The organism is Microbacterium sufflavum (assembly GCF_023091155.1).
GTDB lineage: Bacteria > Actinomycetota > Actinomycetes > Actinomycetales > Microbacteriaceae > Microbacterium > Microbacterium sufflavum.
This window is the reverse complement of sequence record NZ_JAHWXK010000001.1, coordinates 1,551,824-1,566,089: the sequence shown is the minus strand read 5'-3', so window position 1 is coordinate 1,566,089 and position 14,266 is coordinate 1,551,824. Positions and strand designations below refer to the sequence as shown.

At 71.5% G+C, this 14,266-nt stretch carries 15 protein-coding genes; 3 read left to right on the top strand and 12 right to left on the bottom strand.

The window, feature by feature from the left end; genetic code table 11:
- Positions 1 to 7 precede the first annotated feature (7 nt).
- Positions 8 to 883: a siderophore-interacting protein gene (locus tag KZC56_RS07695; RefSeq protein WP_247638283.1), complete on the top strand. Its 876-nt coding sequence runs from the start codon at positions 8 to 10 to the stop codon at positions 881 to 883.
- 396 nt (positions 884 to 1,279) lie between these two features.
- Positions 1,280 to 1,606, top strand: coding sequence for a hypothetical protein (locus KZC56_RS07690; RefSeq protein WP_247638282.1), 327 nt, complete (start codon positions 1,280 to 1,282; stop codon positions 1,604 to 1,606).
- 47 nt (positions 1,607 to 1,653) lie between these two features.
- Here the strand turns inward: KZC56_RS07690 and KZC56_RS07685 are convergent, their stop codons facing one another.
- Positions 1,654 to 3,024, bottom strand: a complete 1,371-nt coding sequence (locus KZC56_RS07685) for an HNH endonuclease signature motif containing protein (RefSeq protein WP_247638281.1) — start codon at positions 3,022 to 3,024, stop codon at positions 1,654 to 1,656.
- A gap of 191 nt (positions 3,025 to 3,215) precedes the next feature.
- On the opposite strand from KZC56_RS07685, the gene KZC56_RS07680 reads away from it, so the two are divergent.
- Positions 3,216 to 3,719 (top strand): HIT family protein, encoded by a 504-nt coding sequence (locus KZC56_RS07680; RefSeq protein ID WP_247638280.1) that lies wholly within the window; start codon positions 3,216 to 3,218, stop codon positions 3,717 to 3,719.
- 109 nt (positions 3,720 to 3,828) lie between these two features.
- Here the strand turns inward: KZC56_RS07680 and KZC56_RS07675 are convergent, their stop codons facing one another.
- The 11 genes from KZC56_RS07675 to KZC56_RS07625 all read right to left on the bottom strand — a co-directional run bounded on the left by KZC56_RS07675 (position 3,829) and on the right by KZC56_RS07625 (position 14,139).
- A complete protein-coding gene (locus KZC56_RS07675; RefSeq protein ID WP_136036765.1) occupies positions 3,829 to 4,764 on the bottom strand; it encodes a carbohydrate ABC transporter permease in 936 nt (311 codons plus the stop codon).
- Position 4,765: 1 nt separating this feature from the next.
- Positions 4,766 to 5,671, bottom strand: coding sequence for a carbohydrate ABC transporter permease (locus KZC56_RS07670; protein ID WP_136033990.1), 906 nt, complete (start codon positions 5,669 to 5,671; stop codon positions 4,766 to 4,768).
- Positions 5,672 to 5,700: 29 nt separating this feature from the next.
- Positions 5,701 to 7,026, bottom strand: coding sequence for an ABC transporter substrate-binding protein (locus KZC56_RS07665; protein ID WP_136033993.1), 1,326 nt, complete (start codon positions 7,024 to 7,026; stop codon positions 5,701 to 5,703).
- A gap of 74 nt (positions 7,027 to 7,100) precedes the next feature.
- Positions 7,101 to 7,463, bottom strand: a complete 363-nt coding sequence (locus KZC56_RS07660) for a cupin domain-containing protein (protein WP_136033995.1) — start codon at positions 7,461 to 7,463, stop codon at positions 7,101 to 7,103.
- Entirely contained in the window at positions 7,460 to 8,350 is an 891-nt protein-coding gene (gene lsrF, locus KZC56_RS07655) for a 3-hydroxy-5-phosphonooxypentane-2,4-dione thiolase (protein ID WP_136033997.1), read from the bottom strand. Before lsrF ends, KZC56_RS07660 begins: the two co-directional genes overlap by 4 nt.
- 38 nt (positions 8,351 to 8,388) lie before the next feature.
- A complete protein-coding gene (locus tag KZC56_RS07650; RefSeq protein ID WP_247638279.1) occupies positions 8,389 to 9,993 on the bottom strand; it encodes an FGGY family carbohydrate kinase in 1,605 nt (534 codons plus the stop codon).
- The gene (locus tag KZC56_RS07645) at positions 9,981 to 11,000 is read right to left on the bottom strand and encodes an NAD(P)-dependent oxidoreductase (protein WP_247638278.1); all 1,020 of its coding nucleotides are present in this window, start codon (positions 10,998 to 11,000) and stop codon (positions 9,981 to 9,983) included. The genes KZC56_RS07650 and KZC56_RS07645 overlap by 13 nt, the downstream gene beginning before the upstream one ends.
- Positions 11,001 to 11,039: 39 nt before the next feature.
- Positions 11,040 to 11,855 carry a GntR family transcriptional regulator gene (locus KZC56_RS07640; RefSeq protein WP_168442883.1) on the bottom strand — a complete coding sequence of 272 codons (816 nt, stop codon included), beginning with the start codon at positions 11,853 to 11,855 and terminating at the stop codon, positions 11,040 to 11,042.
- A gap of 313 nt (positions 11,856 to 12,168) precedes the next feature.
- Positions 12,169 to 12,540 carry a type II toxin-antitoxin system PemK/MazF family toxin gene (locus KZC56_RS07635; protein ID WP_247638277.1) on the bottom strand — a complete coding sequence of 124 codons (372 nt, stop codon included), beginning with the start codon at positions 12,538 to 12,540 and terminating at the stop codon, positions 12,169 to 12,171.
- Positions 12,537 to 12,758: a ribbon-helix-helix domain-containing protein gene (locus KZC56_RS07630; protein WP_136034005.1), complete on the bottom strand. Its 222-nt coding sequence runs from the start codon at positions 12,756 to 12,758 to the stop codon at positions 12,537 to 12,539. The genes KZC56_RS07635 and KZC56_RS07630 overlap by 4 nt, the downstream gene beginning before the upstream one ends.
- Positions 12,759 to 12,975: 217 nt before the next feature.
- Positions 12,976 to 14,139, bottom strand: a complete 1,164-nt coding sequence (locus KZC56_RS07625; protein WP_136036768.1) for an acyl-CoA dehydrogenase family protein — start codon at positions 14,137 to 14,139, stop codon at positions 12,976 to 12,978.
- Between the last annotated feature and the right edge of the window lie 127 nt (positions 14,140 to 14,266).

Sequence of the window (14,266 nt, the reverse complement as noted above, 5' to 3'; positions counted from 1 at the left end):
GCACTCCATGGCATTCAGCAAGATGGTCAAGCCCGAGACGACCGAACTCCTGCACCTCACCGTGCTGCGCTCTGAACGGCTCTCGTCGCACTGGATCCGCGTGACGCTCGGCGGCGGTGAGATCGACCGGTTCCGCCCGATGGGGTACGACCAGTGGTTCCGGCTGTTCCTGCCCATCGGCGGCGAGGCCGGTCTCGACCGGGTGCCGGCGAAGGCGAACAAGATGTTCGGCTATCTCAAGTTCCTGCGCATCCCCGACGGCGAGCGGCCCGTGATGCGCAACTACACGGTGCGCGCCTTCCGGACGGCGACCGCCAAGGCAGGGGCGGAGATCGACGTGGACTTCGTGTTGCACGGTTCTGCGGCCGACGGCACGGCGGGCCCGGCGTCGCGGTGGGCGGAGACCTGCGAGCCCGGCGAGCACGTGCTCATCATCGACGAGGGCCTCACGTTCAACCCGCAGCGGGGGACCGATCGCGTGGTGCTCGTCGGCGATGAGACCGCCCTGCCCGCGATCGCCGGGATCGCCGCCTCGCTCCCGGCGCACGCCACCGGCACCGCGATCGTCGAGGTGCCGGCCGACGACGACGCCCTGGACTTCCCGCGCCCTCCGGGGCTCGACGTGGTCTGGATCGTGCGCCCCCACGACGCGGCGCCCGGTGCTCTCGCCCTGGAGGCGCTGGGCCGGAGCGAGCTTCCGGGCGCGCCCTTCCACGCCTATGCGGCCGGGGAGCAGTCGCTGGCCTCCGGTGCCCGCAGGCTCCTCGTGGGCGAGCGCGGCGCGGACAAAAACGCCGTGAGCTTCTGCGGGTATTGGAAGATCGGAGCGGCGTCGCCCGCGTCGAAGGCCGCCCGCGAGGCCGCGTCGGAACCCCTCGCATGAGCGCTCAGGATACGGCCGACGGCGCACCCGATCACGCGAAGGCGCCGGAAACTACGGACGGCGCACCCGATCACACGAGCGCGCCGGAAGCTACGGATGGCGGACCCGATCACATGAACGCGCCGGAACCCGCGGACCTCGGTACCCCTCGCATGAGCGCGCCGGACGGCGGTGTCTCCGGCAGGCGGCGCTTCCGGTTCCCGACGGCGCTGCTGCTGACGTGCGCCGCGCTGGGCGTGGCCGGCGGGCTGCTGCTCGCTCCCGCGAACTGGGTGTCGACGATCCTGTTCCCGGGGCTGCCGTTCGTGAGCGTCGCTCTCGCCGGCCTGTGGCTGCTGCCGTCGGTGATCGGCCCTGCGCCTGCTGCGCGCGCCGCTCGTGGGTCTGCTGGTCGGGTTGCTGGCCGGGCTTGTGATCGTGCCGTTCTCCGGGTACGGCTTCGGCAGCGTGGCGACGAACCTGTGGTGGGCGGCCTTCACCGAGCTGCCGTTCCTGTTCGTGATGTGGCGCTACTGGGGCACGTGGCTGCACTACGTCGGGGCCGTGGTGGTGGGGGTCGTGTATCCCCTGCTCGCGTGGGCGTCGTTCGACCTGGGCGGTTTCACCCTTCCGGTGCAGCTGCTCTTCTTCGCGATCACACTCGCAAGCTGTGTCGCCGCCACCGCCCTCGGCATCCTGATCGCTGATCGCCTGCGCGCCGCCGGAGTCGGCCGCAGCCGCTGACCCCGCCTCGACGCGACTCGAGCCCACCCCCACCACCCGAACACCCGTCAGGCGGCGATGTCGAAGCGGGCCCGCCCACCGAGCCGGGGCGTGCGTGCGGGGTCGATGTACCGCGGAGGCACGAACCACACCCTCGCCATCCCGCCGCCGCTACCACCGCCACCACTGCCGCGTTCTCCGCTGTCGATGTGGATGTCCCACCCGTTGTCGTGGATGCGATGGTGACACGTCTCGCACAGCAGCACCCCGTTGGACAGATCCGTCGGCCCGCGGTCGCGCGACCACCACCGGATGTGATGCGCCTTCGTCATCTCCGGCGGCAACCCGCACATCGCACACCCCCCGTCCCGCTCCACCAACGCCAGCCGCTGCGCCCGGGTGAACAACCGCTTCTCCCGCCCCCAGTCCAACACCTCACTGCCCCCGCCGAGCACACACGGGATCACCCCGCCGCCCGCCGCCATCCGCCGCACCGCCCCGACGCTCACCGGCTGATCGATCCCGTCCACCTGCGCCGACCCCGACCCCGCCTCCAGATCCCCCAGACCCACCCGCACCACCACCGTCGCCCCGGCCAGCGGCAACCGCGACGCACACCCGAGCACGTGCCCCGCGAACGCCGACAACGCATCCGCCTGGATCATCGGCACCGTACGACGGTCCGCATCCGGAGCCCCCGCATCCGGCGCCTCGTGACGCGCCGCGAACGCTGCCGACACGAACCCCCGGATCGCCGCCACCACCGGCGCCGCCGTCTCCGCATCCAGCACCGCGTTCAGATGCACCATCCCGTCACGCTCGAACAGCGTCAACGACCGACGCGACCGCTGCTCCTCCGCCCGCGGCTCCGCCCCATCCGGATCGACCCACGCCTCCGCCCGCACCACCAACCGCCGCACCTCATCCACCGACAACCCCGCCGCCTGCTCCACCAGCACCCGCTCGGCCTCCGCCACCCGAGCAGCACCCACGGCCACGCGGCACCGGTCGAGCATCGCGACGATCAGCGCGGCCGCCGGCGCACCGAGCGCACCCGCAGCCAACGCCTCCCGCACGGACGGGCACTTCGCCGGCAGTCGCTGCCCCAGGAGGTCGGCGCGCGGGGCCGTGGCCTCGCCCACCGCCACCAGTCGCGCCGCCTCTCCCGTCGAGACTCCGGTCGTCGCGGCGATCAGCCTCGCCGGGTTCCGATAGCCCTGCTGCTTCGCCAGGCTGCCGGCACCGAGCTCAGGCCGCGACTCCCGCGCGATGCCCGCTCCCACCGACACGTGCACCGCGTCGAGGCGTCTCCGCAGCACGCCGATCGCGTCGTTCACCGCGATCAACTGCTCGCGGTTCAGGTCCATCGGATCGCCCGCGCCACCCCACGCGGCGTCGAGGCGGGACATCGCCTCGTGCAAACCGGAGAGTGTGGACATGCCCCGATTCTACCGTCGACGGCGGCGAGTTTCGTATCTTTGTTCGAATCGAGAACCGGGATATCGGGGGGCGTGAGGGCCACCGACGCCCTCCACGAACCGCACGGTGGCGCCCGACGGAACGAGCTCGCAGACCACGCCCTCGCGACCCGATCGTCCCCGCCGGAGCACCCATCGATAGCATCGGCGGCATGGACTGGCGTGACGACCGCATCCGCTCCGCCGCGCGGGGAGAGAACCCGACGCTGCTCGCCGAACTGCCCGGCGGCTACGCGGTGATCGGCGATGTGCAGTTCCTCCCCGGCTACTGCGTGCTGCTCGGCACGGATCCGGAGGCCACCGCGCTGGCGGACCTGCCGCGGGAGGAACGGGTACGGTTCCTCGCCGCCGTCGACCTCCTCGCCACGGCCGTGGAGCACGCCTGCAGAGAGGTCGATCCGGCGTTCCGTCGCATCAACATCGACATCCTCGGCAACAACGACGCCTTCGTCCACGCCCACATCTGGCCCCGCTACGAGTGGGAAGCGCCCGACCTGAGGTCCTGGCCCGTCTGGCGCTACGACCCCTCGAACTGGCACGACGCCGCCACCCGCCTCGGCCCGCAGCACGACGATCTCCGGGCCCGCATCACGGCCCACCTCCGACGCCTCGCCGCCGCCGACTCGATCTCGATCGCGCGCCGCCCCGCCCCCTGACGCGATCCATCCCCCGCTCCGCCCCTGTCGCGGCCTCACAGACGCACCCCGGACCACCTCGCCCGGCACGTCTCCGACCCCGCACACGGGCCGCACCGAACCACTCGGGCTACTTCACACTCCCCTGCGTCAGCCCGCCGACGAGCCACTTCTGCAGGAACAGCGCGAGCAGGTAGATCGGGATGAGGCCGGCGAGGCTGGCGGCGGCCATCTGCCCGAACATCACCTCGCGGCCGCCCTGCATGAGCGCGATGCCGACCGGGAGGGTCTGCGAGTCGATGCTCTGCGTGAGCAGCAGCGGGATGAGGAAGTCGTTGTACGCGAGGATGAACACGATGATCGACACGGCCACGATGCCGGGCGCGGTGAGCGGGAGGATGACCGCCCACAGGGTGCGCAGCGGTCCGCAGCCGTCGATCTGCGCGGCCTCGTCGACCTCGAACGGGATCGCGCGGAAGAACCCGTCCAGCAGCCACACGGCGACCGGGGTGAGCAGCAGGCCCTCCACGATGCCGAGCCCGATCACGGAGTCCATCAGCCCGGCGGTGCGCACCAGCACGAACAACGGGATGATCGCGACGATCGGCGGGGCGACGTAGGCGGAGACGATCAGCCCGAGGGTCTGCTTCCCGCCCGCGCGGAGCCGCGCCATGGCGTAGTTGGCGGGGATCGAGACGACGAGCGACACCAGCACCGCCACGAGCGCGGCACCGAGGGAGTTGCGCAGGTAGGTGAGGATGGGCCAGTTCTCGAACGCGCCGACCCAGTTCTCGAACGCGAGCCGCGAGGGCAGGATGCGGGTGGACAGGATGTCGTCCGGGCTCTTGAACGACATGCCCACCATGTACAGCACGGGCAGCAGGGCGAGCACGATCGCGACGAGGATCACGACCCACTTCACGACGGTGACGAGCACGGACGGGCGACCGGGGCGCGAGATGCTCGAGGTGCGGCTGCGGCGACGACGGCGGCGCGCGTCCGGCACGACCAGCGTGACGGTCGCGCTGTCGGAGGCGTGGTCGGAGGTGCGGAGTGTGAGCGACATGTCAGCTCTCCCTGTGCAGGCGCTGCCGGACGGCGTTGAGCGGCAGGATGACGATGGTGACCAGCACCAGGAACGCGATGGTCTGCGCGGCGGCAGCCCCCACGTCGAAGGTCTGCAACCCGGTGCGGTAGATCTCGAAGCTGCTGACGGTGGTGTCGAAGCCGGGTCCGCCGCCGGTCATGATGAACACCAGGTCGAACACCTTGAACGACACCACGAGCTTGAGCAGCAGCACGGTGACCAGGCTCGGCAGCACGAGCGGGAACGTGATGCGCCAGAACGTCTGCCACACCCCGGCGCCGTCGACCTGTGAGGCCTCGTAGACCTCGGTCGGCAGGGTCTGCAGCGCGGCGAACACGAGCAGCACGCAGAAGGGCGTCCACTGCCACGCGTCGACCACGATCAGCGAGACCATCGCCGCCGGGCTCGAGCCGAGGAACAGGAACGGCTCGGCGCCCGGGCTGAACGACTGACCGATGTTGTTGAGCAGCCCGCCGGTGGGGGCGAGCATGAGCTTCCAGATCACGCCCGCCATCACGGGCGGCGTCATCAGCGGCAGCAGGAGCAGCACCCGGATGATCCGTCCGCCCTTGACGGCCGCGTCGAGTGACAGGGCCACCACGAGACCGGCGACGAGGGCGATCAGGGCGGACGGGATCGCGAAGAGCAGCGACCTGCCGAGGGACGGGAGGGTGACCCCGTCCCCCAGCAGTGCCGCGAAGTTGTCGAACCCGACCCAGTCCGCGAACGGACGCCCCAGCGACGAGTCGGAGAACGACGCGGCGACGATGTAGGCGAGCGGGTAGATCGCGATGATCACGATCGCGAGGATGGCGGGCGCCAGCAGGGCGCGGCCCGTCCACGACGCGCGTCGGGCGCGGCGCCGGGAGGTGACGGGTTGCGACATGAGCTGTCCTTTCGGGTTCGACGAGGCGATCAGTCGGCCAGGGACTGCCAGGTGTCCCAGGTCTGCTGCATCGCCTCTTCCGCGGTCAGGCTGCCCTGCAGCATGAGCGCGAGGTTGTCGCTGAGCGACTGGATCATCTCGGGGGCCTGCGGCGAGGTCGGCCAGGACTGCGCGTTGGGCAGCACCTGGGCGGCGACGGCCGACACCTCCGGCGCGAACTCGATGTACTCCGGGCTCTCCAGGGTGGAGGTGCGCGTGGGGTCGACACCGGAACCGGTCGTGGTGATCAGCTTCTCGTTCGTCTCCTTCGACGAGGCGAACGCGACGAACTGCTTCGCGAGGTCCTCGTCGCTGGCGTTCGGGCTGATGCCCATCGCCCAGCCGGCGTTCAGCGCTCCGGAGACCTTGCCCTCGGGTCCGACCGGCAGCGGCGCGACGCCCCAGCCGTCGACGATCTTCGACTGCTCCGGGTCCTGCGCGAACACGCCCAGGTCGGTCCAGAACTCGATCATGCCGACGGAGCCGGAGAGGAACTGCGGCAGCGCCTGCTCGAACCCGATCTCCAGCGGGCTGGGCAGCGCCGAACCGGAGGCATCGAGCATCGACTGTGCCGCGGCCACCGCGTACTCGGTGTCGAGCTGCGGCATCTGCGGGTCGATCGGGTCGGGCGACATGGTGGCGAGACGGTTGAAGAAGGTCGAGCCGATGTTGAACGCGCTCTTCGAGCCGAGCAGCGCGTTGCCGTACACGCCGTTCGCCTTCTCGGCGTCGGTGATCTTCTGCGACACCTCGACGTACTCGTCCCACGTGGTCGGGACCTCGACGCCGTTCCGTTCGAAGATCGCCTTGTTGTAGAAGAGCACGTGCGTGTCGCCGTCGATCGGCAGCCCGTAGGTCGCGTCCTCGTACTGCGAGTAGGGGCCGAAGATCGCCTCGATGAAGTCGCCCGAGTCGATGTCCTCGTCGGACTCCACCCAGTCGGTGATGTCGGCGAGCGCCCCGGCGTCGGCGAGCGCGCCGACCGACGTGTACCAGTACTGGATGACGTCGTAGTTGTTGGTGCCGGACTGCGCGTCGAGGATCGCCTTGGTCTGGATCTGGTCGTAGGGCACGACCTCGACCTCGACCTCGACGCCGGTGGAGGCCTCGAAGTCCTCCTCGAGGATCTTGCCCGCGCCCTCCTGCGGGGCGGCGATGAGGACCTTGAGGGTCTTGTCGCCGCCGTCGCCGCCGGAGCCCCCCGCGTCGCCGGAGCAGCCGGCGAGCACGAGGCCCGCGACGGACGCCAGGGCGATGACGGGCAGGGCACGGCGCGTCAGCCGCGCGGGGGATGAGGAGCGTCGTTGCACACTCATGGTGCTGTCCTTTCGATGATCTTTCTCGGGTGAGGGGTTCGTGCTCGGGTGAGGGTGATGCGGGTTCAGGGCGCTCAGGCGTCGGGCGTCCAGGGGCGGTCGACCTTGTCGCCGTCGACCCAGGGGGTCTTCACGAACACGGCGCGGAAGGTCTCGTCGAACGGGTTCCGCACGAAGTGCTCCTCGTGCGGCGCGGCGCGCAGCACGTCGCCGGTCTCGACGACGCGACGGGTGTCGCGGTCGAGCCAGATCTCGGCGCGCCCCTCGATCACCACGAACGACTCGGTGTGGTGCTCGTGGAGGTGGTTGGCGAACTCGTCGCCGGGCCGCAGCACGACCACGCCGAACGCCGCGTCGTCGCCCTGCGCGAGGTAGCCGGGGCCCCAGTCGCCGAACCGGAGGGCGGCCTCGGCGCTGCGCAGCACGTCGGCGCTCATGCGAGCACCCGCGTCTCGGTGGCCTCGCGGAACAGCTCGTAGGCGTCGGCGGGGTCGGTGTCGTCGTGCACCACGGCCCGCACGGCCTGCATCATGGCCGCGGGGTGGGCGCTCTGGAAGATGTTGCGGCCCATGTCCACTCCGGCGGCCCCCGCGCGCACGGCGTTCGAGGCCATCGTGAGGGCGTCCAGCTCGGGCAGCTTCTTGCCTCCGGCCATGATGACGGGCACCGGGCACCCCGCGACCACGTCCTCGAAGCCCTCCTCGCAGTAGTACGTCTTCACGAGCTGGGCGCCGAGCTCCGCGATGATGCGGGTCGCGAGACCGAGGTAGCGGGCGTCGCGCACGAGCTCCTTGCCGACCGCGGTCACGCCGAGCACCGGGATGCCCGCGTCGTAGCCCTGGTCGACGAGCGTGGTGAGGTTGCGGATGCTGCGGCTCTCGTGCTCGCCGCCGACGAACACCTGCACGGCCACGGCGTCGGCGTGGAGGCGCACCGCATCCTGCATCGCCATCGCGGTGTACTCGTCGGAGAGGTCCTTGAGGATCGACGGGCCGCCCGAGGCGCGCAGCACGAGTCCGGCCCTGGTCGCCGGCGGGATGGAGGTGCGCAGGGCTCCGCGGGTGCCCATGAGGGCGTCGGCGTGCGCGGCCAGCGGCGCGATGTTCAGGTCGATGCGCTCCAGCCCCGAGGTGGGTCCCTGGAAGTAGCCGTGGTCGAACGCGAGCATCACGGTGCGCCCGGTCTGCGGGTCGAGGATGCGGGACAGGCGGTTCTGCATGCCCCAGTCGAGGTTCGCCGCTCCCCGGATGTTTTGCGTGAAGCGGACGGCGGGCTGGTCGGCGTGGAACTGCTTCGCGGAGGCGTTGCCTTCGAGGTCTGCCATGGGGTGTCTCCTTCGGTGTCGGGTGGTCGTCGTGGTCGTCAGCCGGCGTGACCGGCGGTCGAGAGTCGGGCGGGGGGCGGGTCGAGGGGGCCGCGGGCGGCGCCGGGCGGCGTGAACAGCGGGGGCAGGTCAGAGCCCGAGATCGACATCACGTCGCGGTAGACGCGGTGCCAGCGGGCGGTCACGGCGCGGTACCGCTCGTGCTCGGCGGGGTCGACGCGCTCGATGCGGTCGGGCTCGCCCATCGGCGGGAGTTCTGCGCCGACACCTCGGGCGGCCAGCCGGGCGGCACCGTACGAGGTGGCCTCGGGTGCGGGTGTGACGCGGGTGTCGAGCCCGGTGACGCCCGCGATGACACGCGGCCACAGGGCGCCCGCGCTGGATCCCCCGGTGAACGTGACGGCGCCCTCGGCGACCGCACGCCCGGCGGTGAGCGACGACAGGATCTCGAGGTGCGCGCTGGCGACGATCGCCGCGGACTCCTCGATCGCCCGGATGAACGCGCCGCGCGAGGAGCGTGCCGCGTCGTTGATGTCGAAGCCGACGAACGCGGGGGCCGCGTGGTGCCAGGCGTCGGCCTGCATCACGTTCGCCATGGTCGCGACGACGCCGTTCGCCCCCGCGGGGACCTCGGCCGCCCACTGCTCCATCACGGCGAATGCGGAGGTGCCGGACGCGCGACCGAGCTCGGCGGCGTCGGGGCACATCGCGTCGCGGAACCACCGCATCGCGAGGCCGGAGAGGAAGCCGATGCCCTCGACCATCCAGGTGCCCGGATCGACGTGGCACAGGGTGCGCAGGCGCCGCTCCGGGTCGATCAGCGGCTCCGTGGTCACGGCCGTGGTCTGCCAGAAGGTGCCGGCGACGATCGTCGGCAGCCCCTCGCGCGCCGCGATGCCGTGCAGCGCGAGCTGCGTGTCGGCGCCGCCCGCGACCACCGGCGTCCCCGCGGGCAGCCCGGTCGCGGCCGAGGCCTCCGCGGTCACGGCACCGACGACCTGCCCGCACTCGACCACGGGCGGCAGGATGCGACGGTCGATGCCGACGAGTCCGGCGAGCTCGTCCGACCAGTCGCGCGCCCGCAGGTCGAACAGGGCCGAGCTGGAACCGCTGGTGGGCTCGGTCACGAACGCCCCGGTGAGCCGCGTGGTGACCCAGTCGCTGAGCATCCCGAAGTGGCGGGCGGCGGCGAGCACGTCGGGCTGGTGGCGGGCGATCCACCGCAGCCGGGCGGGGGCCGTGATCGACACCCAGTCGCCCGCGGTGCGGTACACCTCGTCGGCCACGCCCTCGGCCACCAGCTCCTCGGCCTCGGCGCGCGCCCGGCCGTCGGTGTTGGGGCACGCCCACAGCTCGCGCCCCTCGGCGTCGGACAGCACGAAGCCCTCGCGCATGCTCGACGCGGCGACCGCGGCCACGCGTCGCTCGCCCAGCCGCGCGACCACCTCGGACACGGCGCCCGCGATGGCCGTCCAGCCGCCATCGGTGTCGAACACGGTGCCGCCGGGGTGACCGGGCACGGCGACGTGGGTCCACTCGCGGGCGGCCTGAGTGACCAGGCGACCCTCGATGTCGAAGGCGAGGGCACGCGCGGAACCGGTGCCCGCGTCGATCGCGAGGAAGACGTCGCTCAGCGCTCCCATCGCAGCTCACCTCCCGCGAGGAACCGCTCGATCTCGGCGGCGAGCATGTCGGCGCCGCGGGCGAGGGTCTGGTGAGTGGCGCCGGCGAGGTGCGGGGTGAGGATGAGGTTCGGCTGGGCGACCAGGTCGCGCCACGGACCGTCGGGCTCGTTCACGTCGAGCGCGACCCCGGCGAGGTGTCCGCTGCGCAGCCCGTCGAGCAGCGCCTGTTCGTCGACGAGCGACTCCCGGGCCGTGTTGATCAGGAACGACCCCTGCGGCATGCGGGCGATCTGCTCGGCGCCGATCAGGTGGCGGTTGTCGGCGGTCGCCCTGGCGTGCACGCTCACGACGTCGCTGCCGGCGAGCAGCGCGTCCAGGTCGGACACGATGGTCGCATCGGTCACCGTCGCCGGATCGACGTAGGGGTCGTACGCCGCGATGGTGGCGCCGAGCGCCCTGGCCCGCGCGGCGACGAGCCGGGCGACGTTGCCGTAGCCGATCAGCCCGAGGCGCAGGCCCTTCACCTCGCGCCCGAACCACCTGGCGCCCTCGAACGTCGACTCCGCGAGCGGCCGCCCCTCGGCCACGCGCTCGTCGACGTCGCGCAGCGATGCGGGCACGTTCCGCACGATCGAGATGAGGAACCCGATCGTGAGGTCGGCCACGGCGTCGGCGTTCTTGCCCGGCGTGGTGGTCACGCGCACGCCGCGCTCGCTGGCCGCGGTGAGGTCGACGTTGACGGGTCCGCCGCGCGCGCAGCCGAGCAGCCGCAGCCCGGGGAGCGCGGCGAGCACGTCGGCTGTGAACGGCGCGGCATGGAAGGCGACCACGTCGTATCCCTGCGCGAGCCGCGCGACCTCGGCCGGGTCGCCCTCGAACTCGTGGATCGACGACGCGTCCCACGTCGGCTCCGCGATCGTCATGGTGGCCGTGTGCACGGGGATCCCCCGCTGCGCGAACGCGCGGGTGAACACCTCGGCGGTCATGTAGCTGTCGCCGATGACGAGGATGCGGTGGTCGGTCATGTGCGGGTCTCCCGGTGGGGTCGGTGGGGCGGGTGCGGGTCAGCGGAGGGCGGCGGGGTAGCGGCCGGACGCGGTCTCGTTCGAGATGCCGGCGGCGTCGAACCCGGTGTCGACGCTCACGCGCAGACGGTCGGTGCGCACGGATGCGCGGGAGAAGTCGATGGGCTGTCCGCCCTGGTCGTACGCGACGGCCTCGACGACGACGATCGGGTGTCCCGGCTCCACTTCGAGCAGCCCGGCCAGCATGCGGTCGGCGGACACGGCCTCGATCGTGCGGTGCATGCGCGCGATGCGCACCCCGGTGACCCGGGTGATGGCGGCGTACAGGCTCGCGCGCGGGTCCCGCAGGTCGGGCAGCACCCCGGCGAACCGCGTCGGGAGGTAGTTGATCACGTGCACGGCCGTGCGAGCGCCGACGGCACGCACGCGCTCCAGCACGAAGCCCATGCCGTCGGCGGAGTCGCGTCCGACGACCGCGGCCGCCCACGACGGCAGCGGCTCGATGCCCGCGCGGAGGATCTCCGAGCTCAGGGCGCTGCGGCCGTCTTCGCTGTATTCGCCCAGCAGGCTGGGGGCCGAGGGCAGCGTCCAGGCGGAGGGGCCCTGCGCGCGCTCGACGAAGGCACCCTTGCCCTGCTGGCGGGAGATGATCCCGGCGGTCTCCAGTCGCGACAGCGCGTCGCGGACCGAGGTGCGGGAGGCGGCGAAGTGGGCGCGCAGCTCGTTCTCGCTGGGCAGGCGGTCGCCCGGACCCCAGGTGCCGTCGGCGATCTGCGCCTCGACGGCGCGCATGATCTGGAACCAGATGGGTGCCGTCGACGTGCGGTCGAGCGGCGGCAGGGTGAGCGGGGACATTCCGGCCTCTTCGGTGAGCGGGTGCGGAGACCTCGGCGTCTCCGAGCCGGACGACTCCTGTCCGGACATGTATCGATCATCGCGGAGCACATGTCTCCTCTGAAGAGACAAGTCAGAACTTCGCCGCCGCGATCCCCTCCCGGCTCTTTATACGGGCGCGATCAGGCTTTTCCTCGCGTCATCCGCCATCGACGACCGCGCTCGTCCCGCCCGGCCCCGCCCACTCGACCCTCCCCGTCGATACAAGTCCTCCCCCGTCCGCGTCTCGTCACCCCTCAGGGACCCCCGCCCCCTCCCGTGCGGCGGGGTGAGATCAGAGCGCGAGGTGAAGTCGCAGCGCCTCGTCGAGCGCGCCCATCAGCTCCGCAGGCACCCAGCCGACGGGGCGCACGATGCGGGCCACGGCGATGGTGCGCACCTGCTCGGCCTGCGCCTTGCTGTCTCGGTCGAGGCCCGTCGCGGCAGCGGGCAGCAGGACCTGGAAGGGCCACTCGCGCTCCGTCGCCGTGGTGAGCGGCACCACGGTGACCGTGGCGCCCGGGCGACGGATCGCCACCGCGTTGGCGGTGTTGTTGCTCACCACGACCGCCGGCCGCGTCTTGCGCGCCTCGGAACCGATGCCCGGGTCGAACGAGGCGAGGACGATCTGTCCGCGGCGGAGCAGCGCGACCGCGGTGTCACTCACGCCGAAGCCAGGCCATCGTCGGCGGCGGAGTCCCACTCCTCGTCGTACCCCTCGCCGTAGGCCTCGGCATAGGCGTCGGCGAGCCGGCTCTCGCGGAGGAGCCGAACCGCGTCCTGGATCGCCGCCGACCGGGACGGGTAGCGCCCTTCGAGCGTCTGCGCGTCGAGGAAGGCGAGGTCGCCGTCCGGCAGACTCAGGCTGATCTTCGCGGTGCTCACGCGGCCATCCTACCCCGGTAGCACCACGGGTACCACCGCCCCCATGCCCGGTGCGGGACGGAAAACGCACCCCCCGGCGCCTTCCGGGGCGCACTTTCGATCCCGGACGCGCACCCCCGGCCCGCCGCCCGGATGCGGGACGGAAAACGCACCCCCGAATGGCTCCGGAGGTGCGTTTTCGATCCCGCGCGGGGGCGCAGGCGGGCCGGGGGTGGGGTCAGCGCTTGCCGGCGATCTGACGGCCGACGATCTCGCGCATGATCTCGTTCGTCCCGCCGTAGATGCGGTGCACGCGCGCGTCGAGGAACGCCCGCGCGATGGGGTACTCGGTGATGTAGCCGTAGCCGCCGTGCAGCTGCACCCCGGCGTCGAGCACCTCCCACTCGCGCTCGGTCGCCCAGAACTTGACCTTCGCGGCCTCCTCGGCCGACAGCTTGCCGTCCTTGTAGGCCAGTAGCGCGCGGTCGATGTAGGCCCACAGCGCGTCGACCGTGGTGGCCATGTCGGCGATCTGGAAGCGGCTGTTCTGGAAGTCGATGATCCGCTCGCCGAACGCCTCGCGGTCGCGGGTGTACGCCACGGTCCAGTCGAGGGCGGCCTGCGCGGCCGCGGCACCGGCGACCCCGATCGACAGGCGCTCGAGCGGCAGGTTCATCATCAGCTGGATGAAGCCCTTGCCCTCGACGCCGCCGATGAGGTTCTCCTCCGGCACGAACACGTCGCTGAACGACAGCTCGGCGGTGTCGTGCCCGTGGAAGCCCATCTTGCTGAGCTTCTTGCCGTGCTCGAAGCCCTCCATGCCGTCTTCGATCAGCACGAGACTGAAGGCGTCGGGGCGGTTGCCCTCGCCGGTCTTGACGAACGTGACGACCAGGTCGGCCGTGGCGCCGGACGAGATGAACGTCTTCGCGCCGTTCACGAGGTACCCGCCGTCAACCTTCTTGGCGGTGGTCTTGATGCCGCGCAGGTCGGAGCCGGCGCCCGGCTCGGTCATGGCGAGCGCACCGACGACCTCGCCGGTGGCCATGCGCGGCAGCCACTTCTGCTTCTGCTCCTGCGTGCCCATGTGCACGAGGTACGGCACGGCCAGGTCGTCCTGGATGCCGAAGGCTCCCGCGAGCGAGCCGGCGCCGGCGGCGATGACCTCTTCGTTCACGATCGCGCGGAAGCGGTAGTCCTGCAGCATGCCCGCGCCGCCGAACTCCTCGGGGACCGACAGGCCGATGATGCCCGCCTCACCCGCGGCGCGCATGGTGTCGCGGTCGACCTCTCCCGCGGCGTCCCACTTCTCGATCGCCTCGCCCGTCACGTGGCGCTTGACGAAATCCTTGACGAGGTCCCGGAAAGCCTCGTGGTCCTCTTCGTAGATGTCGCGTTCCATGCCGTCCTCCCGAACGTGTCGTGCCTCATTGCTCCGGCGATTCTACGGCCGACGGCGGGCCCGGCAGGGGACATTGTGAGAATGCATCCCACGGATCGTGACACTCGGTACCGGGGTTGTGGGAAGC